This is a genomic window from Paraburkholderia lebeckiae (assembly GCF_050436225.1).
GTDB classification, from domain to species: domain Bacteria; phylum Pseudomonadota; class Gammaproteobacteria; order Burkholderiales; family Burkholderiaceae; genus Paraburkholderia; species Paraburkholderia tuberum.
In genome coordinates this window covers 956569-980660 of record NZ_JBNDLU010000003.1, presented here as the reverse complement: position 1 = coordinate 980660, position 24092 = coordinate 956569, and the positions used below count along the sequence as shown (strand labels likewise).

Below are 24092 nucleotides of genomic sequence, written 5' to 3'. Positions count from 1 at the left end.
CGATGGATAAGCACGTTCTCGTCACCGGTGCGCGAGGTCTGTTGGGCGCCGAAGTGATCGCCCGGCTGACGGCAATGGGGTACCCGGTCGTCGCATTCTTGCGCTCCGATGGACCGGTTGTCCGCAACGACGGCACACCGCTCGCGGCAACACCATACGGCGGCCACACACCCGCTGCCGGAACCTTCGCATGTGTGCGGGGCGACGTCGCCGAGCCCCGGCTTGGGCTCGATCCACACACCTACGAGGCACTGCGCGCGGCAACGGGCGCGATCGTCCACTGTGCCGCGCTAACCAGCTTCGGGCGCAAGCCCGAGGTCTACGACGCGATCAACTTTCGCGGCACCGAGCGCATCGTCGAGTTCGCGCAAGGTAGCGGCGACGCGCCGATTCCGCTGCTCTACGTGAGCACCGCCTATGTCTGCGGCGAGCGCCCCGGCGTGTTCAGCGAGGACGATCTCGAACTCGGTCAGCGTCTGGGCAACCCGTATGAGCAGAGCAAGTACCGCGCGGAACAGTCGGTGCGAGCGGCGATGCGCAGCGGTCTGCCGGCGGCGGTGCTGCGCCCGTCGATCATCGTCGGCGACTCGGCGAGCGGCGTGATCCGCAAGTTCGACACGCTGTACACCGTCGTGCGCCTGACGGCCGCGGGACTCGTGCGCACGATGCCGGGCGACTACGGCGCGACGCTGAACATCGTGCCGATCGACTGGGTCGCGGACTGCGTCGTCGAAGCGCTGGCGAAGTTTCCGCTCGTACGCGGACGCACGCTGCATCTGACCTCGGGCACGCCGACGACGCTGCGCGAAATCAATGACGTCTGCGCGGAGTTTCCCTCGTTTCACGTGCCTCGCTATGTGCCGCGACATGTCTTCGACGCCGCCGCGATGAAACCGCTCGAGCGGCGTTACTACGACGAGGTCGTGAAACTGTACGAGTCGTACCTGACGCGCCAGGTGCGCTTTGCACGCGATGCGACCGCCGCGATCCTGCCGGCCCTGCCTCGGGCGACGGGCAAAACGCTGCTGCGCAGGATCTTTCGTTACGGGATCGCGGCGGGCTACTTCGTGCCGCGCACGGCTTGACGCTCAGGGAGCCTAACCATGTTGATGACTGATCCGATGCTCGCCGAGCTCTGGCAAAAAGCGCGGGCCGCGCTCGGCGCCCAGTTCGAACAGCGGGCACCGAGCGCCGTGTTTCTCGAAGGCTCGATCGCCGAAGGCTTTGGCAACGAGCGCTCCGACGTCGACTTCGTCGCGATCGTCGATCGCGGACTAGAGCCAGCCACGATGCCCTACATCCTGTTCATCGACGGCCGCCGCGTCGAGGTCAGGTTGCTGAGTCCGGCGCGGCTGCGCCGCGAACTCGCGCAGGTTCGCGCAGCGCTCGGCAAAGGCCGGCGCGCGGTCGCGCGCCTGTCGTGGAATCTGCTCGAACGGTGCCAGCGCTTTATCGGCGCGCTGCCGATCGACAACCGGACGTTGATCGAGACGCTGCAAGCGGAGCTTGGCCGCGAGGCGCTCTGCGAGGCGGTGGCACTGTGGTTCGAGGATTTCGCGCGTCAGACCGGCCGTTATGCGGTGGCGATGTTCGCGCTCGGCGAGCCCGACTACGCACGCGCCTGGATCAGGACCGCCGCGTTTCATGCGGCGAAGAGTCACGTGGCGCGCCTCGGCGAGTGCTACATGAGCCCGAAATGGCTGTCGCTGCAACTCGAACGCGCGGCCGTCGACGCCGGCCGCGCCGGCCGTCTGTGGAGCCTGCTGCACGCGCCGCGCGAGCATGGCGCCGAAAGCGGGTTCCTCGCAGCGGGGGTCGCGCTGATCCGCGAGTTCGGCGTCAACGGTGTGAGCCTCATGGCCGACAACGTGCTGATTGGCCCCGGCAAGGACACGACGACCTGGCAAATCGGCGAACGGGTCCACGTGCTGCGAGGTAGCGACGTCTTTGCGCTCGACGACGAAGCGGCCCGGGCCTGGCGAGCGATCACCTTCGACACGCCATGCACGGCCATCGCCAGCCGTGACGAGGCGCAAGCGGCGAGCCGGCAGCGCGCGCTGATCGCGGACTTCAGCCGGCTGGGTCTCGTCAGCCTGCGCTGGAAGGGCAGCGGAGAAATCCACGCACGTCAGCAGGCGACATCGACGCCGGTGTCGCGCGCGCCGTTGATTTCGATCGACGGCGCGCGCCTCGCGGGCGGCCGCGCGAGCGGTGCCCAGTTGCTGCCGATGCCCGCCGGGCGCTTCGCCGAAGCGGGTCTCGAGATGATCTGGGCCAACATCGGTCTCGAGAACGCGCGCGAGGATGCCCAGGGCGCACTCCAGCGCGGCCAATGGAAGGTGCTCGAGTACGCGCTGCAACGGATGATGCAGACCGCCTGCATGGTCACGCTCGGCGCGCATGGCGTGACCCCGCAGTCGACGATGGAAGAAGCGACGCTCGACGCGATCCGGCTGCTGCCGCTCGATGCGGCGCTGATCGACGGCATCCGCGAACTCGAACAGTGCTCGATCGGATCGGCTCGCGACGCACAGCGCTACGTCGCGCTCGCCGATGAACTCGCGCAGCGTCTGCGCGACCTCGGCGGCGACCCGCAGTTTCCGGCGAGCTTCGATACGGCGTCGGGCTGGCGCGGAACGATCCACGCCGCCTACGACTGGATCATCCTCGGCGCGCATCTGCACGCGCGCTTCCCGCAGACCGCTCACGGCGGGCGCGGTACAGCCGAGGAAGCAAGAGACCTGCTCGCTTCGTCGAGCACCTGAGCAACGGGGACCTCAATGACTTTCGACACCACTACGCGCGCACGCGGCGAATTCGAATCGGCCGAAAGCTGCGCCGCCCCGACAGCATCGCCACGCCTGATCCTGACCGCGGCGAGTCCGGCCGAAACGATCGAGCGGCTCGCCGGCAACAAGGGACGATCGCTGCATCGGCTTGCGAACCTCGGCGTGGCGGTGCCGCACTGGGCGATTCTCGGCACCGACTGCTTCGCGGAATTCCGCCGCGACGGCGGCCTCGATCAGACCATCGCCGCGCTATTGCGCGACTTCACGCCTGAGAACGCCGCCGCGATCGCGAGCGCGATCCGCGAGGCCGTGCTGACGTGCGACATCAGCGCCGCGTTGCGCGGCGACATCGCACGCGCGCACGACATCATTGGAGACGGACCGCTCGCGGTGCGCTCGTCCGGCATCGAAGAAGACAGCGCGAGCTTCTCGTTCGCAGGCCAGTTCGACACGTTCCTCGACGTCCGCGGGCTCGACTCGACGCTCGAACACGTACGCCGGTGCTGGGCTTCCGCGTATTCCGAGCGCTCGCTGCGCTACCGGCATCAGCACGGACTCGATATCGCCGGCGCTGGAATGGCCGTGATCCTGCAGCGCCTCGTTCAGGCGGACACGAGCGGCGTCGTGTTCACGATCAACCCGGCCAACGGCAACCGCGACGAGCTCGTGCTGAGCGCTGTCTACGGGCTCGGCGAGGGACTCGTGTCGGGCGCGGTCGACGCCGACACGATCACCGTGGACCGCCACACCGGACAGCCCAGGCAGGTGGTGATCGGTGAAAAACGCGAGCGTCATGACGGCCGCCACATCCGCGAGGTGCCGGCCGCGCTGCGCGACGCAGCGGCCCTCTCTAGCGACGAAATCGAGCGCGTCGTGGCGGCGGCGCGCAGGCTCGAAAGCGAGCTCGGCGAGCCGCTCGATATCGAATGGTGTATCGCGGAGCACCAGCTGTGGATTCTGCAGGCGCGCCCGGTGACCACGCCGATCGCACCGGCCCCATCGCGGACCGGCGAATTTCAGCTGTGGGACAACTCCAACATCGTCGAGAACTATCCCGGCGTGACGACGCAACTGACCTTCACCTTCGCGCAGCACGTCTATGCGCAGGTGTTCCGTGAGTTCTGCCAGTTGCTCGCGATTCCGCACAAGCAGCGGCGCGAGATGGATGGCTTCCTCGGCTCGACGCTCGCGTTCCTGAACGGGCGCATGTACTACAACCTGCTGCACTGGTACAAGCTTTCCGGGCTCGCGCCGTTCCAGGACCTCGGACGCAAGATGATGGAAGTCCAGATGGGCGTCGACGAGCCGCTCGATCTGGCGAGCTTCGCCGCGCTGATCGCGCCGTACAAGACCGGCTCGCGCGCCGGACTCGCCTGCATCCGGGCCTTGAGCGGCACGAAGTTCGCGTGGCACTTCGCGCGTCTCGAGCGCAACGTCGAGCGCTTCCGCGCGTTTTTCTATCCGGTCTACGACGAGTTCAACGCGCTCGACTATCGCTCGCTTCCCGCCGACGCCGTCTATGCGCACTACTGCCGCTTCGAGCAGGCGCTGCTAGCACGCTGGGGCATGATGATCGTGCTCGAATCGGCGATCGGTCTCAGTTACGGCGTCGTCCGGCGGCTGATCAAGCGGTGGATGCCCGGTGCGCCCGACTGGCTCGAAGTGGCGGTGATCGGCGGCATGGACGACATCGAGTCGATCGAGCCGGTCCGCAGGCTGAGCGCGATTGCGCAAGCCGTGCGGGCGAAGCCTCAGGTCGAAGCGCTGATCCGCAACACGCCGTCTGCCGTTGCGTATGCGGCGCTGCGCGGATGCGGCGCGCCCGAGATCGTCGCCGACATCGAGCGCTACCTCGCCGACTTCGCGTACCGCAGCAACAACGAACTGAAGCTCGAAGAGCCCGATCTACGCGAAGACCCGGGCGTGCTGTTCGATATGTTGAAGGCCACGCTCGCGCATGGTGCCGCGTCGATCGATCGCAGCGCCACAGAAGCGCGCATCGACGCGTTGTTGCGTGAGCGGCTCAATCCGCTACAGCGCTGGATTTTTGCACGCGCGCGCGGCCGCGTGCGCGCCGCGATCCGGGCGCGCGAGACCGTGCGCTTTTGCCGTTCGCGCGCGTTCGGGGTCGCGCGCCGGATGTTCCGCGCAATCGGCGAGGGTCTCGCCGCCGACGGCGTGCTGGCGACGGGCCGCGACATCTTCCATCTGCGCCTCGAGGAAATTCGCGGGTGCTTCGAAGGCACCGTCTCCCACCGCGAACTGCGCCCGCTCATCGAGCAGCGCAAGCGCGATGATGCCAGCTATCGCGACATGGCTGACCTGCCGCCACGCTTCGTCACGCATGGCCCGGTGGCGGCCTGGCTCAGCAACCCGGCGAACCTCGCCGCGTTGCGCGCGACGCCTGCCCACGCGGCCGGCGCGACGCTGCGCGGCACGCCCTGCTCGCCGGGCTTCGCCGAAGGACGGGCGAAGGTCGTGCGCGAAGCGAACGAGTTCGACGGCGGCATCCTCGTCACCTATCGGACCGACCCCGGCTGGGTTCCGGTATTCGCGTCGGCGACCGGCCTGCTGATCGAGCGTGGCAGTCCGTTGACCCACGCCGCGATCGTCGCCCGCGAAATCGGCATCCCGACCGTCGTCCAGATTCCGGGCCTCACCACGCGCGTGCAGTCGGGCATGCAGCTCAAGGTCGATGGCCATAGCGGCGTGATCGAACTGCCCGAGCCGACCTGACATGAATTGACCGCCCGCTGACCACTGAAACCGCCCCTGAAGGAAACCACCATGTACCGCCTGCTCAACGATCGTCGCGACCTGCCGCATCTGCGGCTCTACCTCCAGTGCGCGCTGATATTCATTCCCGCCGCAGCCGTGCTGTATTGGCTCGGCCGCTTTCCCTGGTGGCTGGGCGTTGCATACGTGCTCGTCTGGAACGCGTTCGGCGACCGTTTCACGATGAGCTACCACTGCACGCTGCATCGGCGGCTCTTCAGGAAGCAGTACCGGGCGCTCGAAATCCTGCTCGACTGGGTGCTGTGTCCGTTCTTCGGTCAGACGCCGGGCACGTTCTATGTCCATCACATGGGCATGCATCACATCGACGACAACCTGCCACGCGACCTGAGCTCCACGATGCGGTTTCAGCGCGATAGCGTCATCGGCTTTCTGCACTACTACCTGCGCTTCGCCGCGCTGGTGCCGCTCGATCTGTCCGTCTATCTGTGGCGCTCGCGCAATACGAAGCTGATCAGGCAACTGCTCGTGGGTGAGGTCGCGTTCTACGCGGCGGTTGCCGCCGCCGCGTACTGGAACCTGCGGGCGACGCTCGTCGTGTTCGTGTTTCCGTTCGTGTTCGTGCGGCTGATGATGATGATCGGCAACTGGGTCCAGCACGCGTTCATCGACCCCGATCAGCCTGACAACCCGTACACGAGCAGCACCAATACGATCGACTCGCGTTTCAATGCGCGCGTCTTCAACGCCGGTTATCACATCTACCACCACGTCCGCAAAGGCACGCACTTCAGCGAGCTCACGAAGGAATTCGCGGTGAACCTCGAGAAGTACGGTCGCGAGGACGCGGTCGTGTTCGATCGCATCGACATCGCGCAGATCTGGCTGCTGCTCGTCACGCGCCAGCACCGCAAGCTCGCCACGCATTTCGTGCGCTTGCCGGGCGCGCCGGTGCGCAGCGACGACGAGGTGATCGCGCTGCTGCGCCGCCGTCTGCAGCCGATCCGCGACTGGACGCCCGTTGCTTCGCTCGATCGCTGAATCTCGATTAATTGACCGGGGACCCGTCACCATGAACCAGACGCTAGTCGATGCCGTTGCAGCGCTGCCGCGCGGCGACGCTCGAGGCCTTCGCTTTGTCTCCGCGCACGGCGACGAGCACTACTATCCTTACGAGGCGCTCGAACGCGAGGCGCGCAACCACGCGAAAAAGCTCGTGGCACTGGGGCTGAACAAGGGCGACCGCGTCGCGCTCGTGGTCCTCGACCCGGAAGCGTTCATCCTGAGCTTCCTCGGCGCCTCGTTCGCCGGTCTCGTCCCGGTACCGATATTTCCGCGCGGAAGCCTGAACTTCAGGACCCGCACACGTTACGCCGAAACCGTCAGTCACATCGTCCGCTCGGCAGGCGCCCGGATGCTGCTCACGTCGAACTCGACAAGAGAGACCATCGAGGACGTGCTCGCCGTCGACACCGGCCTCGAACGTATCGTGACCGTTGAAGCGCTGCTCGACGGCGAGTCGCCCGCGTGCGATTTGCCCACGCTGCATCCCGATGACCTGTGCTTCCTGCAATACACGTCGGGCAGCACGTCGCTGCCGAAAGGCGTGATGGTCACGCATCGCAATCTGGTCGCGAATGCGACAGCGTTCCTCGGACCCCGCGGCATCGATCTGCGCGAGCAGGACGTCTATGTCAGCTGGCTGCCGCTGCACCACGACATGGGGCTCATCAGCGTGCTCGGCGCGCTGATCTGCGACTTGCCGTGCGTGCTGCTGGCAACCGAAGCGTTCGTGCGCCGGCCCGGCCTCTGGATGGAGGCGATCACGAAATATCGCGGCACCATCAGCTTCGCGCCGAACTTCGCGTACGCGCTCGCCGCTCGCCGTACCCGCGACCAGGACCTCGATGGCCTCGATCTGCGGCGGCTGCGCGTCGCCGGCTGCGGTGCCGAGCCGATCAACGCGCAAGCGCTGCGCCAGTTCTGCGCGCGCTTCGAGCCGGCCGGTTTTCGTGCCGAAGCGCTGCTACCGTGCTACGGGATGGCCGAAGCAACGCTCGCGATCACGTTTCACGACCACGGCCAGCCGCTCGTCACCGATGTCGTCTACGCGGCCGCGCTGGGGCTTGGTCGAGCGATACCGGCTGCGCGTGACAACGGCTTACGCACGATCGAACTGGTCGGCTGCGGCCATTGCTTTCCCGGCCACGAGTTGCGGATCGTCGACGAATCCGGGCGAGTGTTGTCCGAACGCTGCGTCGGCGAAATCGTCACGCGCGGGCCCAGCATCACCGTGGGCTATTACGGCCAGGCCGACGCGAGCGCCGACGCGTACCGCGACGGCTGGCTGCAGACCGGCGATCTCGGCTACCTCGCCGGCGACCAGCTCTACATCTGCGGCCGCAGCAAGGACCTGATCGTCATTCACGGCTCGAACCTCTATCCGCAGGACATCGAATGGGCGGTGGCCGAGTTGCCGAGCGTGCAAAGCCGCGGTGTCATCGCGTTCAGCGTGATGCGCGACGGCGACGAGACACTGGTCGTCTGTGCCGAGGGCAAGCCGGCGGAGGCCACGGCGCTGCGGCGTGCGATCGCGCATAAGGTCGCCGAATGCGCGGGCCTGCAGGTCGGTCACGTTGCGATCGTGCAGGCGGGCAGCTTGCCGCGGACCTCGAGCGGCAAGGTGCAGCGCCGCCGGACCAAGGCACAGTTCGAAGCCGGCGAGCTGGAGGAACACTCGTGAGCATGCGCTGGCGCGAGATCATGCTGACGGTGTCGGGCGCGCTCACGCTCGCCGCCTGTCACGCGAAAGAAGCCGAGGTGACGCTGCCGCGCCCGGTCATCGCCGTGGTCGTGCATCGGGACAGCAAGCCCGTGCTCGCGACGCTGCCGGGCGAAGTCAACGCGCGCTATGCGACGCCGCTGTCGTTTCGCATCGCGGGCAAGCTGATCGAGCGGAAGGTGCGGCTCGGCGATACGGTCACGGCCGGCCAGGCGATCGCGCGGCTCGATGCCGACGACGCGCAACGCAGCCTCGCGAGCGCGCAGGCCCAATTGATGGCGGCGCAGCATCGGCTCGCCTTCGCCGAGCAGCAACTCGATCGCGACCGGGCGCAGGCGCAGGAACAGCTGATCTCGACAGCGCAGCTCGAGCAGACCCAGGATGCGTATGTGGCGGCCGCCGCGCAGCGCGATCAGGCGCTACAACAGTTCGCGCTGCTGAAGAATCAGACGCAGTACACGGTCCTCACGGCGGACCATGCCGGCGTCATCACCGCCGAAGACGCCGATACCGGGCAGAACGTCGCGGCGGGACAAGCGGTCTACCATCTCGCCTGGTCCGGCGAGGTCGATATTCTCTGCGACGTGCCCGAGAGTCTGCTGAACGCGCTGGCGATCGGCAGCGCGGCCAGCGTCTCGCTGCCGGCCGCCACGGGCAGACGCTTCACGGCACACGTGCGGGAGCTGTCGCCGGCCGCGGACCCCGGCAGCCGCACCTATCGCGCGAAACTGACGCTCGATGCGCCAGGCCCCGAGGTCCGCCTCGGCATGACGGCCACCGTCACGTTCGCCGCGGCCGGCGAGGCGCAAGCGGACGACCCGATCACGCTGCCCGCCAGCGCGCTCTTTCACGACGGCAACGCGCCGGCCGTCTGGGTCGTTCGGCCGGGCGACCAGGCGCTGGAACTGCGCCGGGTCCAGGTTGGCCGCTACGACGACCGCACGATCTCGGTCGCGCGAGGCCTCAACGACGGCGAGCGTGTCGTGCTGCAAGGGGTGCATACCGTCAGCGCGGGCGAAACCGTGCGCGCGGTAGCGCCGTTGCATCCCGAGGACTTCGCATCATGAGAGCGCAGTTCGGTCAGGGACCCGACGGAGCGGGCGGACCCGGCGGACCCGGTGGAGCGGGCGGACCGCGGCGGCCGGCAGCGGACGATACCGGCCGCTTCAATCTGTCCGCGTGGGCGATCCGCAACCAGGCGCTGGTCATCTTCGCCGTCGTGCTCGCGACGCTGTTCGGTGTGCTCGCCTATTCCCGGCTCGGACAATCCGAGGACCCGCCGTTCACGTTCCGCGCGATGGTGATCCGGACCTTCTGGCCCGGCGCGACCGCACGCCAGGTCGAGGAGCAGGTGACCGACCGGATCGGCCGCAAGCTGCAGGAAACGCCTCATCTCGACTATCTGCGCAGCTACTCGCGTCCCGGCGAATCGCTGATCGTCTTCACGATGAAAGACTCCGCGCCGGTGAACGAAGTGCGCGAGACGTGGTACCAGGTACGCAAGAAGATGGCCGACATCGCGGATACGCTTCCGCCCGGCGTGCGGGGGCCCTACTTCGACGACGAGTTCGGCGACGTCTACACGAACATCTATACGCTCGCCGGCGACGGGTTCTCGCCGGCGCAATTGCACGACTATGCCGACGAACTGCGCGGCGTGCTGCTGCGCGTGCCCGGGGTCGCAAAAGTCGATTATTTCGGCGACCCCGACGAGCACATCACGATCGAGATTCCCAACGCGCAATTGACGCGGCTCAGTATCACGCCGCAACAGCTCGCGCGGGCGATCAACGCGCAAAACGCGGTCACGCCGAGCGGCACGCTGACCACCGCGTTCGACCGCGTGTACGTGCGTCCGAGCGGCCAGTTCACCGACCTGAAGGCGATGGCCGACACGCTGATCGACATCAATCACCGCCTGGTTCGTCTCGGCGACATTGCCACGATCAGGCGCGGCTACGACGATCCGCCGGTCTCGCAGGTTCGCACCCACGGCCGCGCGGTGCTCGCCATCGGCATCACGATGCAGGCTGGCGGCGATGTGATTCAGCTCGGCAAGCGGCTCGATGCGCAGACAGCGGAATTGCGTGCGCGTCTGCCCGCTGGGCTCGAACTCGTCGAGGTGTCGAGCATGCCGCACGCGGTCTCGCATTCGGTCAACGGTTTTCTGCGGGCCGCCGCCGAAGCCATCGTGATCGTGCTGGCCGTGAGCCTCATCTCACTGGGCTGGCGCGCCGGCGTGGTGGTGGCGATCTCGATCCCGGTCGTGCTCGCGGTCACCGCGCTATGCATGAACGGCTTCGACATCGGCCTGCACAAGATCTCGCTCGGCACGCTGGTCCTCGCGCTGGGCCTGCTCGTCGACGATGCGATCATCGCGGTCGAGATGATGGCCGTGAAGCTCGAGCAGGGCTGGGGCCGCGCGAGGGCCGCGGCGTTCGCCTACAGCAGTACCGCATTTCCGATGCTGACGGGAACCCTCGTCACGGTGGCGGGATTCCTGCCGATCGCGCTGGCGAAATCGGCCACCGGCGAATACACGCGCTCGATCTTTCAGGTGTCCGCGATTGCGCTGATCGCTTCGTGGTTCGCGGCGGTCATGCTGATTCCGTTGCTCGGCTATCACCTGCTACCCGAACGCAAGGACACCGCACGCGAGACGCCTCGGCGCGCGCTTCGCAAGCTCCGCCGGCGCGACGACGCGCAGACGCGCCGGACCCCGGTGGCGGCGCCGCGCGCCACCCGCTTTCATGACCGCCTGCGCGACTGCATCGCGTGGTGCGTGAAGCGGCGCCTCGTCGTGCTCGGCGTCACGGCCGCCTTGTTCGTTGCCGCGTTGGCCGGCTTCGCGCTCGTGCCGCAACAGTTCTTCCCGAGCTCCGAGCGGCCTGAACTGCTCGTCGACATGCGGCTGCCCGAAGGCGCGTCGTTCGAAGCGACGCTGCGCGAAGCCGCGCGCCTCGAAAAGACGCTGGCCGGCCGGCCCGAGATCGATCATCTGGTCGACTTCGTCGGCGCGGGCGCACCGCGCTTCTACCTTCCGCTCGACGTGCAGTTGCCCCAGCCCAACTTCGCGCAGCTCGTGATCACCGCGAAGTCCGTCGACGACCGCGCAAAGCTGGAACGCTGGCTCGCGAGCACGCTGCCAAACAGCTTTCCCGCCGTGCGCGCGCGCGTTTCGCCGCTCCAGACGGGCCCCTCGGTCGGCTATCCGGTGCAGTTTCGCGTCAGCGGAAGCGACCTCGCCACCGTGCGGGAGATCGCGGAAAAGGTCGCGGCGACGATGAAAGCCGATGCCCGCACAACGGGCGTCCATTTCGACTGGGACGAACCCGGCGAACGCTCGGTGCGCTTCGAGATCGATCAGCAGAAGGCGCGCGAGCTCGGCGTCACCTCGGAAGACGTGGCGAGCTTCCTCGCAATGACGCTGTCGGGCTATACGTTCACGCAGTACCGGGTCCGCGACCGCTTGATCAGCGTCGATCTGCGCGCGCCCCAGCGCGAGCGGGTCGACCCCGACGAGATCGTGAACCTCGCGATGCCGACGCCGAACGGCCCGGTGCCGCTCGGTGCGCTCGCCCACCTCAACAACGAACTCGAATACGCGGTGATCTGGGACCGCGACCGTCAACCGACGATCACGGTCCAGGCCGACGTGCGCGGCAACGCGTTGGATATCGACGTGACCCAGGCGATCGATCGGACGCTCGCGCCGCTACGCGCGTCGCTGCCGATTGGCTACCGGATCGAGACCGGCGGCGCGGGCGAGATCAGCGGCAAGGCGCAGGCGTCGGTGATCGCGCAGCTTCCGCTGATGCTCGTCGTGGTGCTGACGCTGCTGATGATTCAACTGCGCAGCTTCGCGCGCGTGCTGATGGTCTTGCTCACCGCGCCGCTGGGGCTCATCGGCGTGGTCGCAGCACTGCTGCTGTTCGGCAAGCCGTTCGGCTTCGTGGCGATGCTCGGCGTCATTGCGATGTCCGGCATCATCATGCGCAACTCGGTGATTCTGGTCGATCAGATCGAACGCAACATCGCCGCGGGCCAGGGGCGCTTCGATGCGATCGTCGGTGCCACGGTCCGGCGCTTCCGCCCGATCATGCTGACCGCCGCGGCAGCCGTGCTCGCGCTGATCCCGCTGCTGCAATCGGCCTTCTTCGGACCGATGGCGACCGCACTGATGGGCGGCATCACGGGCGCCACGGTGTTGACGCTGTTCTTCGTTCCCGCGCTGTACGCGACCGCGTTCAAGGTGCGGCACTTCGAACGCGGTGTGCGAACCGCGACCCCGACAATCGAATATACGTGGAGCTGATCGTGGGCACAGACTGCAACCCCGTCGACGGGCCGGCGCTCGCGAGCGCGCCGCATTTCACTGGCGCGCCGGGTCGAGCGCGGGCAGCGGCGATCCACGGTTGGCGCGCGGCGTTCGGCGCGGCCGCGACGATCGCGCTTGGCGCATGCTCGTTCGGTCCGGGCGGCGAGCCGCCCGCGATGCCCTCTCCCGCCCATTACGGCGTCGAGCCTCAGCCCGCGCAAACGGTCGCCGCGCTCGGTGTCGCGCAGCACTTCAGCACCGGCGCGCAGCCTGTGCCGCAATGGTGGCGGCTGTTCGAATCGACAGCGTTGAATGACCTCGTCGAAGAAGGTTTGCGCAACAGCCCGACCCTCGCTGCCGCCGACAAGCACCTGGCCGCCGCGCACGAACAACTGCGGGCGCAGATCGGCGCCTCGCTGCTGCCGTCGGTCGATTTGGTGGGGCAGGCCTCGCGCGGGCGCGATCTCGGCATTCCGGTCCCCGGCGGCCCGAACACGCTGCTTTACAACGAGTTCATCGGCGTAGTCCAGGCGCAATATACGTTCGATCTGTTCGGCGCGGTGCGTAAAGCCAACGCGGCCCGATCAGCGCGTGTCGAGATCGACGCGTATCAACGCGAAGCCGCGCGCCGCGCATTGGCCACCAACATCGTCACGGCGACGATCGTGGCGGCGATGTTGCGCGCCGAGATCAACGCGACCGAGCGATTGATCGCGCTTGCGGGCGATCAGGCTCACGATACCGAACGGCATTACGAACTCGGATCGCTGACGCGCGGCGACGTGTCGACTGCCCGGCAAGGCATCGCCGCGCTCGAGGTCAGCGTGGCCGATCTGCGGCAACGGCTGACGGTGACGAGACATGCGCTTGCGGTGCTGCTCGGCCGCACGCCCGACGCGGCGCCGCCCGAGCCCGAACTGGCGAGCCTGCACTTGCCGCAGGACCTGCCCGTCGTGCTGCCATCGGACCTGTTGCGCGCGCGGCCCGATATCGCGGCCGCCGAGTCGGCGCTGAAAGCCGCCGCAGACGACGTCGGCGTCGCGACGGCACAGCTGTTTCCGAGCCTGACGCTGAACGCTTCGATGGGACAAGGCGGCTTCAACTGGCCGCTCGCGCTGTCGGGCGCAGGCGCGATCTGGAGCATCGCCGCGACGATGTCGCAGGCGCTTTTTCATGGCGGCGCGCTCGTCGCCCAGCGGCGCGCGGCAATCGACACCTACGAGGCCGCCGTGTTCGAGTACAAGCAGACCGTGCTGGCGGCGTTCGAAAACGTCGCGGACACGCTTGCGTCGCTCGAACACGACGCGCAGGCGCTCGACGCCGCGAGCGGCGCTGCCCGTGAGGCACGCGAGGCGTTCGACGATGCCACGTCACGTCACCGGCTCGGCGCGCTGCCCGCTGCATCCGCCCGCGGCGGCGAGCAGCAGTACGAAGCAGCGAGGCTCGAAGAAATCCGCCTGATCGGCCGGCGCCTGGCCGATACGGCGACGCTGTTTCAGGCGATGGGCGAGCTGCCGGCGGGCAGCAACCAGACACCTGACCATCTGGCCGGCAAGTGATCGGCCCGCCGCTGCCGACGGCGCCCGCTTGCGTTCAGTCGGCGCGTCCCCGTGGAACGCCCACAAGGTAAGTCAGACCGATCGGCGAGCCCTGCACCGGCAGTGTGCCGATGTCCCATTCGAAGCTCTGCTGGTCCGGGATACTCGCCACCATCTCATGCAATTCGTCGGGGTTATAGATGCGCAGCATCGACACGATGCCGTCGAACAGACACAGCAGCGGGATAGCCGGCAGCACATAAGTGAGCGCTAGTCGCGACCAGCGAAACGGTCGGATCAGCGGAGTCAGCGCGAGCATCATCAGCGGCATCACCAGGATGAACACAACACCGAGCAGCCGGTGGTCGGCACCTTCGACGATGACGATCGCGCGGCGCTTCGTCACCGCGTCGGCGAGGATCGCCCGCGCATCGTCCGGCCGGAAATGGTGGAAAGCGTTGAACATCGTGCGCACGCCGTCGAATCCCGATGGCACGTCCATCGCGTCCACCGGTTCGCTCACATAGGCGACGCGGCTGGTTGCCCCGGCGGATACGCGCTCGTACGCGGCGCGATTGGGATAGAAGTCGGTCAGCTGCACCGTCACGCGTCCGGACTGCGCGAGCAACGGTGCAAGCGTCTGCCACGGGCCGCCGCCGCCCGAACATAGATCGACGATCCGGTCGTTGCCGACCCGCCGCATCGCTTCGCGCAGCTTGCCCGCGATGACGTTGAAACCCTTGTGGGTATTGGCCAGGAAATGCAGCCAGTCCGTCCCGCCGTCACGGATCGCCCGTGGGCACCACGGCTGGTCTTCGATTTCGAGCAGATGCAGGCGTCGCATGATCACGCGGGCAACCGAGGTAACTGAAAACCGGCGGATTTCATAACGTCCCCTGGCAGGGTGCAACCGGGTAGACAGAGAAGGCCTGCACGCTAAACACCACGCCTGTCGGCATTGGCGAGCGGCAACTTACTACCGAAGTTAAACGAGCCAACGCGTGGGCTTCTTAATCACGTCAGTCGACTATACGCTGAGCCGCGCCGGCGACGTTAGCGGTTCGCATCCTGCATAATGACCACGCATGAGGACTTACCCGCATCATCCGCCGGACGGCGGCCGGGAGACGAGCGATGCAAAACGACAGACCGCCGCCGCGGCGGGTGACATATGAGAAAGGGATCCGGATCGGCGGCCCCGGCTGGTTCGGCCGGTTGCTGACCGTCGCCCTGAGCGCGATCCTGTTCGTGGTGGCCGCGATGCTGTCGATCGTGCTGTTCGCCGTGCTGTTCGCGGTCGGCACGATCGCCGTCGGGTATCTGTGGTGGAAGATGCGCGCGTTGCGCCGGCAGACGGTCGCGCACGGCGACGACGGCCGCACCATCGACATGGAGGTCGTCCATAAGGACCCGCCCGACGACGATTCCGCGCCACGCTGAGGATCGGCTACGCGTGTGCCTCAAGCCGCAAGGGCCGCTTCGACCGCGCTCACGTAATTGCGAAAGCCGGCCTGCTGCAGCGCCTCTCGCAGCCGCAGGAGTTCATGTCGTGTGGTTTCGCTGAGCGGCGCCTGAAGCGCGAGTGCGAGCGCACGGCCACGCGCCGCGAAAAGCTCGGACCACGGCAACGGTTCTCGCTGTGTATAGGCCTCGAGTGCGTCCACGTAGTGCAGCATGCCAGCAGGATCGCCCGCCCCCAGCATCGCTTCGATGGCGTCGCGGTAAAACCACAGGTGATTGTGGCCGACCGCGCCGAGGCGCAACAGCGCCTCGCCTTCAGCCAGTAGCCGCATACGCTCGCCGTTATCGTCAACCGCGCGGCTCAGTGCGCTCAAGGCCTTTGGCCCGGAAAACTGAGTCCCTACCTCGCGTGAGATGGCGAGTGCTTCGCGCAGCGCCTTCACCGCTTCACTACGGCATCCTTCGTCCAGTAACAGGCGACCCTGCATCTCCAGATTCTGCGCTTCGAAGCGGCGCGCACCCAATTGCCGGATCACACGCATTTCCTGCACCAGATGCTTGCTGGCCGCCTGCGCATCGCCCAGTTCCTGGCAGGCGAACACCCCCAGCGTCTCCCCCAGCAATTGCGCGCGAGGCTGCCCGATCAACTCGGCGGCGCGGGCGGCGGCGATTGCGTCCTCGCGAGCCTGACTCGCGTCGTTCAGATAAATGCGGCTGAAGCCCTGCATCGACAGATTGGCAACCTCGATGCGGCCGAACCCGTGTTCGCGGCTCATCGCTACGCATTCGCTGAAATGATGGAACGCGGTCCGCATGCGCCCCTGCGCATACGCCGCATCCGCCAGGCCGCCGAGCGCGCGAGCCTCTGCCTCGGGCAGACCGAGGCGTCGCGCGTAGGCAAGACCGCGCTCATGCTCGGCGCTGCAGGCGTCGATCTTGCCGAGCGGAAAGAGAATGTTGCCGCGCAGATAGTGGAGGCTTGCAAGCTCGGCCAGCCGGTTGTCTCGCTCCGCGATCTTTTGCGCTTGCGCGAGTAAGCCGAGTGCTTCGTCGAGACCCTCGCTGACACGCAGACCTTCCGCGAGCCCGAGTTGGCAGTCGCAACGGGCGGCGTCGTCGGCCGCGGCGGCGAGTGCGGTGCGATACGTCACGATCGATCCTGCGATGTCGCCCAGGTCGCGCTGAAGTTCGCCCTTGCAGCAGCTCAGTGCATGGCGGTCCGCCTCCGACTGCGCGATTTCGATGCCGCGCTCGGCCAGCCGCAGCGCGGCTTCGAAACGATGGGCGGCACGCTGTGCGGCCGCCGCGCCCAGGTAGGCGTGCGGCGCGTGCTCGTCTTCGGCGCGGTCGAGATGCTGGGCGTGCAGCGTGACATCGCTCTGTGCGAACCATTCGGCCGCGCGCAGATGAAGTTCACGGCGGCGCGCGCGCAACAACGTCGAGTAGGCGCTCTCCTGGATCAATGCGTGGGCGAACAGGAAGTCCTCGCCTTCCGGCAGCACGAGTGCATTGACGAGCAGGCCGTCGCAGACGTAGCCAGGATCGTCCACCAGCTGTCGCAGCAGCGCGAGGTCGAAACGCTGGCCGATCACGGCGGCCGCCTGGAACGCCAGGCGGTCACGGGGCGCGAGCCGGTCCATCCGCGCGAGCACGAGACTGCGGATCGACGCGGGCACGTTGCCGCCGCTGCCTTCTTCAGCGTTGCGCAGCAGTTGTTCGAGAAACAACGGGTTGCCGGCCGCGCGCTCGATGCAGGCGAGCGCGACGCGCTGGGTCGCATCGATGAAATTGCCCGCCAGGCTCAGGGCCTCGTCCTTGCGAAGCGGTCCGAGGTCGATCGTGGCGAACGGGGTGTCACGGCAACGTGCGCGCCAGCCTGCATCGATCGGATCGCCTTCCACGCGCGAAGTCGTGACCAGCAGGCCCGTGCCGTTGGCAATGCCTGACGCGAACGCCGACAGGTAACCGATGACTTCGGAATCGGCCCAATGCAGGTCTTCGACGACGATGAGCGTGGCCGCATGGGCGCAAGCGTCCTCGGTCAGCCTCACGGCGAGCGCCTGCTTGCCGCGCTTGCGCGCGCCGTGGTCCATGGCCTCGTAGATGGTTTGCCATTCGGCGCTCTGCGGGAGATCGAGGAAGTCGTGCAGAAACACGATCTGCTCGGCCTTGACGATACCTTGGGTCGCGACCTGCGCGGCGGCGGCCTGCCGCGCTTCACTCGATGCACCAGCCGGTAATCCGAGCAGGCTTCCAATGATGGTCCGCACCGGATCCTGGCCCTTGCCGACGCCGAAATCGAGCACGAGGGTCCGATGGAGCGTGAAGCCCTGTGCCTGCGCATGGCGGCGCATCTCGTCGACGAGGCGCGTCTTGCCGATCCCGGCTTCGCCTCGCACATGAACGACATGCCCTGCTCGCCTTGCCGTGCACGCATGAAGGATGCCGTGAAACTGTTCGAGCTCGGCTTCGCGTCCGACGAAGCGGCTGCGGCTCGTCCTGACGGGCTCGCTGCCAAGCGCGACGAGCCGCCATGCCCGCACCGGCGTGTCGATGCCCTTGAAGCGCCGCTCGCCGATTGCTTCGCAACTGGCGGCGTCGCCGAGCGTGCGCGCCGCGTCGTCGGATATCCAGGTCTCGCCGGCGGCCGCGGCTGCCACGAGCCGGGCGGCCAGGTTCACCGGATCGCCATGCACGGTGTAGTCCTGCGCGTCGGCGCGGCCCAGCGCGCCCGCGATGACCTCGCCACTCGCAATGCCGATATGCGCCTGCAACGGCCGCCCGGTCTGCGCGGCCAGCCGCGCCAGGCCGTCGTGAATGTCGAGAGCGGCACGGGCGGCGCGCAGCGTGTCCGTCTCGTGCGAGCGGGGCGCGCCGAACAGCGCCATCACCGCGTCGCCGATGTGCTTGTCGATCGTGCCGCCATAGGCGAGCACGATCCCGTCGACCAGCGCCGTGTAGCGTCCGATCAGCGCGCGCAAGTCTTCGGGATCGAGCGAGCGGGACAGCATCGTGTAGCCGCAGAGATCGGCGAACAGAATCGTGACCTGCCTGCGCTCGTCCGCGGGCACGTCGGTGTCGGCGGACGTCTGGGGCGGTAGCGGCGCGGCTGCCGTTAGGGCGCCTGCCGCCGCGGCCAGAATGCGCTTACGGTGGCCGAGCGACTGTACCCCCAGCTCTTTCAGGTCGACGTCGGTCAGCTGCGCGAGCAGCGACATGTCGATGTCGTTTGCCGCGAACGCGTGGGCGTACTGCTCGAGCCCGAGGTCCCGCAGCCATTTCTCGATATCCATGTTCGTCGCCCCGCCTCCGATGCGTGGCCCCGCGGCAAAAGCTCAGACGAATAGCGCGCGTGCCGGCCGCTGGCGTGAACGGCCCGGAGTTGCACGGCCTTTGCGTGGAGCACGCCGGGTACGGGGCCGATGAATAACCAGTGTAGGTGTCCGATAAGCACGCTGCATCGCGTTTGACAGCCGTTCGAGCCGCGCAGGATACTGGCTGGCGCGCCTCACGGCGCCCTTGCATTCGACCGGGAATCCACGTGAAGCCGGGCAAGACCATTTCCGTCTCCGAGATTCCGCTGCGCTCGCGTTTGGCGGGTCTGCCAGGCGACGTGGCGGCTGGCGCCGTTTCGGCGCTCGTCATGCTGTGCTATGCGATGAGCCTCGGCACGATGATCTTTAGCGCCGATCTTGCCCGCTACGCGATGCTGGGCGTGCCCACCGCGCTCGTGAGCTGCGTCGTCACGGCGCTCGTGATCGCCTTGACGAGTTCGATGCGCGTCAATATTGGCGGCCCCGACAGCAACGCCGCAGCCTTTCTCGCGGGCGTGGCGGCGGGGGTGGCCAGCAGCGTGCGCGCGGACGGCGGTTCACCGCAGACGCTGATCCTCACTGTGCTGATCGCCATCGCGCTCTGTTCGCTCATGACGGGCATCGTGCTCTATGCGATCGGCTCGTCGAAGCGCAGCCGCTCCTTGCAGTTCCTGCCCTATCCGGTGCTCGGCGGATTTCTCGCGGGCACGGGCTACCTGCTGCTCGCCGGAGCGTTCCGCGTGCTGACGGGCCAGCCGCTGCAGTGGCACACGCTCGCGTTGCTCACGCACCTTCACTGGCTCACATGGGTTCCGGCGCTGGTCGTCGGCGTGCTGGCCACGGTACTGATGCGCACGTGGCAGCACATTGCCGCGCTGCCGCTCACGCTGGCCTTCGGCGTCGTGCTTTTCTACGTTCTGCTGCAGGTTGCCGGAGTTTCGATCGACGACGCGCGCGGCATGGGTCTGCTGCTGCCCCGCGTCAAGCTGCACCTATCCGGGCTGCCGGAGTTGCACCTGGCCGCGAGGCTCGGACGGGGCGGCATCGACTGGTCGGCGGTCGGCGCGCATCTTCCCGAGAGTCTGGTGGTGACCTCGGTGTCGGCCGTGACGATCCTGATGAATTCAACGGCAATCGGCGCGGCCACCGGGGAGGACGTCGACCTCAATCGCGAGATGCGCGCCGCCGGCCTCGCCAATCTCGCGAGCGGACTGCTGGGCGGCATGGTCGGCTACCAGTCGTTCAATCGCTCGATGCTCAACGCGCGGGTGGGCGCGACGAGCAGGGTGGCGGGCGTGTTCGCCTCGCTCGCGTGTGTGGTCGTGCTCGCCACTTCGCCGGGCATCGTGGCGCTCTTTCCGGTGCCGGTGCTGGTCGGCCTTCAGCTCTTCATGGGGCTGCGCTTGCTCGTGCATTGGCTCGCGGGCGCCTGGACCAAGCTCAACTGGTATGAGTATCTGCTCGTGCCCGTGATTCTCGGCACTATCGCGGCGTATGGCGTGATCGTCGGCGTAGGGGCGGGCGTCGTTGCAGCATGTGTGATGTTCACGCTGCTCTACGGTCGGGTCGGCTGCATACGCATGGAGTTCGACCTGCGCGCGCGGACCTCGAATGTTGAGCGCAGCATCGAAGACACCCAGGCTCTGCGCGCAATCGGCCCCCAGGTATGCGGAATGTGCCTGCAAGGGTTTCTCTTCTTCGGCACGGCCAATTCGATTCTGCAGCGCCTTCGCGAGCGATTCGGCGCCGGGAATCCGTCGCAGGTCCGCTTCGTCGTGCTCGACTTTGCGGCGACACATGGCATGGATGCATCCGTATCCATCAGCTTCGTCAAACTCAGGCAGCTCTGCGCCGCAAGAAGCGTGGACCTCGTGTTGACCGCGCTGCCGCCGCGCTCGCGCGATCTGCTCGTGAAGACCGGCACGCTCAATCTGAAGATTCATGAATTCGATACGCTCGATGCGGGTCTCGAATGGATCGAAGACAAACTGCTTGCGTCGAACTCGCTCGCGATCGCGCATGGCGGCGATCTGCGGGCGATGCTCGAGCCGCATTTCACGGCCGGCGCGTTGAACGGCTTGATCGCGTGTCTGGAGGTGCACGATCTGCTTTCGGGGCAGGCGCTGTTTCGTCATCGCGAGCCAGGCGACGCGCTGTATTTCGTCGAGCAAGGACGTGTCGCGATCTCGCTGCCGCTCGCCGATGGCCGCTCGGCGCGTCTGCGCTCGTTCGGCCCGGGTACGGTCGTGGGGGAAATGGCGGTGTACACGCAGCAACAGCGCAGCGCGGATGTGATTGCCGAGGCACCGACGCGCGTGTACCGCCTGTCGATCTCCCGGCTGCTCGAACTCGAACAGCAGGATCCGGCGACAGCGCAACAGTTGCATCGGTTTCTCGTGAAGACCATTGCGTTGCGTCTTGCCGTTGCCGACGAGGCATTACGCGCGGCTTTATAAGCGGCAGCGCCCCTGACCGGCGGCGCCCCCAACCCGTCACCACGTCCCGCTAAACGCCTGCTGTACCTTGACCGGATCGGTCACGCCGTTGGCCACCAGCAATTGCGTCAGCAATCGCGCCTTCTGCGGATTCAGATCGAGCGATGCGACGAAACCGCGCTTGTCGTCGTCCACCTCGACGTTGCGGTTCACGAACCCCGACACCAGGCGCGTCGAGCGAACCACCACGATGCCTTTTGCCGCCGCGCGGTCGAGCGCCGCGAGGGCTTCCTTCGACATGTCACCATCGCCTTCGCCGGCGACGACGATGCCCTTCGCGCCATCGGCGATCGCATGATCGATCTGGCGGCCATCCATGTTGCTATGCGCGTAGACGATATCGACGCGCGGCAATTGCCCACTCGCGGGCAGGCTCAGCGCAGCGCGCGTCGATTGCACCGCCGGCATCACGAAGCGCACGCTGGCCGGATCGACATAACCGATCGCGCCGGCATTCGGCGACGCGAACGCCTGTACCGCCGTGGTATTGGTCTTGGTGATCCAGCGCGGCGCGTGAATCTGGTCGTTCATCACGACCATCACGCCTCGGCCAATCGACTGCGGGCTCGCCGCCACTTCGACGGCTTCGTACAGATTGCCGGGACCGTCGGCGCTCGCGGAACCGCCCGGTCGCATCGAGCCGACCAGCACCACTGGCTTGTCGGAGCGCAGCACGTTGCTCAGGAAGAACGCCGTCTCCTCGATCGTATCGGTGCCGTGCGTAATCACGATGGCGTCGGCCTCGTTCCGCTCGAAGACCTCGTCGATCCGCCGCGCAAGCTGCAACCAGATCTTGTCGTTCATGTCCTGCGAGCCGACGTTCGAGATCTGCTCCGCGCTGATGCTCGCGAGCTTCTCGATGCCCGGCACGCCGCGCACCAGTTCCTGCCCCTTCACGTTGCCCGAGTTGTAGCCGATCGCCGAACGGGGATCGGCGGTTCCCGAGATCGTACCGCCGGTGGCCAGCACCAGAACACGCGGCGTTGCCGTGACGGCGCTTGCCTGTTGCGATGGCGCGTCGGCAGCCTGTGCGCAGGTACCCGCGGCAAGTGCCGCGATCAGCAGTGCCGCCGAACCGCACAGCCGCCTTGCTCTTCGATTGATCGTGTTGCCGTTCATCTTTCACTCCTCCATCGTTTAAAAGAGTCGCGTGCGTATGCACGCGACCTGTGACCGGAACAACCTTCGTCGCTCATGCCGCCGACGACAACTTTCTTGGTTGCGTCAGCATGGCGGGTTGAAGAATCTCGTCGAGCTGCGCCTGACTCAACAGCCCTTTGTCGATCACGATCTGCGCGACGCTTTTGCCCGACGCAAGCGCTTCCTTCGCGACTTCGGTCGAGTGCGTATAGCCGATGTACGGGTTCAGCGCGGTCACGATGCCGATCGAGCTGTCGACGATCGCGCGCAGCCGCTCGTGATTCGCGGTAATGCCGTCGACGCATTTCGACGCGAGCGTGAGGCACCCTGCGCGTAAATGGGCGACGCTCTTGAACAGGCTGTGCGCGATGATCGGCTCGAACGCGTTGAGCTGGAGCTGCCCCGCTTCGGCGGCGAAGCTCACCGTCACATCGTTGCCGATGACTTCGAACGCGATCTGGTTGACGACTTCCGGAATCACCGGATTCACCTTGCCCGGCATGATGCTCGAACCCGCCTGCACCGGCGGCAGGTTGATTTCGCCGAGGCCCGCGCGAGGACCGCTCGAAAGCAGGCGAAGATCGTTGCAGGTCTTGGAGAGTTTTACGGCGACGCGCTTCAGTACGCCGGAGAGCTGCACGAACGAACCGACATCCTGCGTCGCTTCGATCAGATTCGGCGACGTGGTCAACGCGATACCGGTTATTTCGCTCAAGTGCCTGCATGCAAGCTGCGCGTATCCCGGATGTGTGTTGATGCCGGTGCCGATCGCGGTCGCGCCGAGATTGATCTCGCAGATGAGCTGGGCCGCTTCCTTCAGCCGCTCTTCGTCTTCGCCGAGCATCACAGCGAAGGTGCTGAACTCCTGGCCGAGCGTCATCGGTACGGCGTCCTGAAGCTGCGTGCGGCCCATCTTCAGGTCGTTGCCGAATTCCACCGCCTTGCGTTCGAACGATGCGCGCAACACGCCCATCGCGTCGACCAGTTGCATGATGCCCGCGTAAGTGGCGATCTTGAGCGCGGTCGGATAGACGTCGTTGGTGCTCTGGCCGAGATTCACGTCCTCGTTCGGATGGAGAACCGCGTATTCGCCGCGCTGTTGCCCGAGATGTTCGAGCGCGAGATTGGCGATGACCTCGTTCGCGTTCATGTTGGTCGACGTGCCCGCGCCGCCCTGAATCACGTCGACGACGAAATGCTCGTGCGCGGTGCCTGAGCGCACTTGCCTGCATGCATGCACGATGGCCTGCATCTTCACTGCGCTCAACAGGCCGAGATCGTAATTCGCGAGCGCGGCGGCTTGTTTCACGCTCGCCAGTGCGTTGACGAGGTTCGGATACACGGAGATCGGAATACCCGTGATGGGAAAGTTTTGCAGCGCGCGCAGCGTGTGTACGCCGTAGTACGCGGTCGCGGGCACGGCGAGATCGCCGAGAAGGTCGTGTTCGATACGTTCGGTCGGTGCAAGCATGATTACCTCTCAGGTTCTGAAATCGACAGGCGAGCGGGGTCATCCGGC

General features: G+C 66.7%; 14 protein-coding genes. 10 read left to right on the top strand and 4 right to left on the bottom strand.

The window, feature by feature from the left end; all coding sequences use genetic code 11:
- Nucleotides 1–2 precede the first annotated feature (2 nt).
- From OKW45_RS39220 to OKW45_RS39185, 8 genes are read left to right on the top strand one after another with little or no spacing between them, the layout of a single operon-like run.
- Nucleotides 3–1085 carry an SDR family oxidoreductase gene (locus tag OKW45_RS39220; protein ID WP_187615755.1) on the top strand — a complete coding sequence of 361 codons (1083 nt, stop codon included), beginning with the start codon at nucleotides 3–5 and terminating at the stop codon, nucleotides 1083–1085.
- An 18-nt stretch (nucleotides 1086–1103) separates the two neighbouring features.
- Nucleotides 1104–2765 (top strand): nucleotidyltransferase domain-containing protein, encoded by a 1662-nt coding sequence (locus OKW45_RS39215; protein ID WP_429473982.1) that lies wholly within the window; start codon nucleotides 1104–1106, stop codon nucleotides 2763–2765.
- A 15-nt stretch (nucleotides 2766–2780) separates the two neighbouring features.
- A complete protein-coding gene (locus OKW45_RS39210; protein ID WP_429473981.1) occupies nucleotides 2781–5525 on the top strand; it encodes a phosphoenolpyruvate synthase in 2745 nt (914 codons plus the stop codon).
- A gap of 51 nt (nucleotides 5526–5576) precedes the next feature.
- On the top strand, nucleotides 5577–6566 hold the full coding sequence (locus OKW45_RS39205) for a fatty acid desaturase (protein ID WP_429473980.1): 990 nt from the start codon (nucleotides 5577–5579) through the stop codon (nucleotides 6564–6566).
- 31 nt (nucleotides 6567–6597) lie between these two features.
- The gene (locus tag OKW45_RS39200) at nucleotides 6598–8268 is read left to right on the top strand and encodes a fatty acyl-AMP ligase (RefSeq protein WP_429473979.1); all 1671 of its coding nucleotides are present in this window, start codon (nucleotides 6598–6600) and stop codon (nucleotides 8266–8268) included.
- Between the two features lie 2 nt (nucleotides 8269–8270).
- On the top strand, nucleotides 8271–9374 hold the full coding sequence (locus tag OKW45_RS39195) for an efflux RND transporter periplasmic adaptor subunit (protein ID WP_429474053.1): 1104 nt from the start codon (nucleotides 8271–8273) through the stop codon (nucleotides 9372–9374).
- Nucleotides 9371–12622: an efflux RND transporter permease subunit gene (locus OKW45_RS39190; protein WP_429473978.1), complete on the top strand. Its 3252-nt coding sequence runs from the start codon at nucleotides 9371–9373 to the stop codon at nucleotides 12620–12622. The genes OKW45_RS39195 and OKW45_RS39190 overlap by 4 nt, the downstream gene beginning before the upstream one ends.
- Nucleotides 12623–12624: 2 nt before the next feature.
- Nucleotides 12625–14184, top strand: coding sequence for an efflux transporter outer membrane subunit (locus tag OKW45_RS39185; RefSeq protein WP_429473977.1), 1560 nt, complete (start codon nucleotides 12625–12627; stop codon nucleotides 14182–14184).
- A 34-nt stretch (nucleotides 14185–14218) separates the two neighbouring features.
- Here OKW45_RS39185 and OKW45_RS39180 read toward each other — a convergent pair whose 3' ends face one another.
- The gene (locus OKW45_RS39180; RefSeq protein ID WP_429473976.1) at nucleotides 14219–15007 is read right to left on the bottom strand and encodes a class I SAM-dependent methyltransferase; all 789 of its coding nucleotides are present in this window, start codon (nucleotides 15005–15007) and stop codon (nucleotides 14219–14221) included.
- Between the two features lie 290 nt (nucleotides 15008–15297).
- Between OKW45_RS39180 and OKW45_RS39175 the strand changes: the two genes are divergently transcribed.
- Nucleotides 15298–15603, top strand: coding sequence for a hypothetical protein (locus OKW45_RS39175; RefSeq protein ID WP_429473975.1), 306 nt, complete (start codon nucleotides 15298–15300; stop codon nucleotides 15601–15603).
- A gap of 20 nt (nucleotides 15604–15623) precedes the next feature.
- Here OKW45_RS39175 and OKW45_RS39170 read toward each other — a convergent pair whose 3' ends face one another.
- Nucleotides 15624–18917 (bottom strand): adenylate/guanylate cyclase domain-containing protein, encoded by a 3294-nt coding sequence (locus OKW45_RS39170; RefSeq protein ID WP_429473974.1) that lies wholly within the window; start codon nucleotides 18915–18917, stop codon nucleotides 15624–15626.
- 248 nt (nucleotides 18918–19165) lie between these two features.
- Here OKW45_RS39170 and OKW45_RS39165 point away from each other — a divergent pair, with 248 nt between their 5' ends.
- Complete coding sequence (locus tag OKW45_RS39165; RefSeq protein WP_429473973.1) at nucleotides 19166–21394, top strand: SulP family inorganic anion transporter; 2229 nt, start codon at nucleotides 19166–19168, stop codon at nucleotides 21392–21394.
- A 36-nt stretch (nucleotides 21395–21430) separates the two neighbouring features.
- Here OKW45_RS39165 and OKW45_RS39160 read toward each other — a convergent pair whose 3' ends face one another.
- Both OKW45_RS39160 and aspA read right to left on the bottom strand, forming a co-directional pair.
- Nucleotides 21431–22552 carry an asparaginase gene (locus tag OKW45_RS39160; RefSeq protein ID WP_429473972.1) on the bottom strand — a complete coding sequence of 374 codons (1122 nt, stop codon included), beginning with the start codon at nucleotides 22550–22552 and terminating at the stop codon, nucleotides 21431–21433.
- A gap of 73 nt (nucleotides 22553–22625) precedes the next feature.
- On the bottom strand, nucleotides 22626–24044 hold the full coding sequence (gene aspA, locus OKW45_RS39155; RefSeq protein ID WP_429473971.1) for an aspartate ammonia-lyase: 1419 nt from the start codon (nucleotides 24042–24044) through the stop codon (nucleotides 22626–22628).
- Nucleotides 24045–24092: the final 48 nt, after the last annotated feature.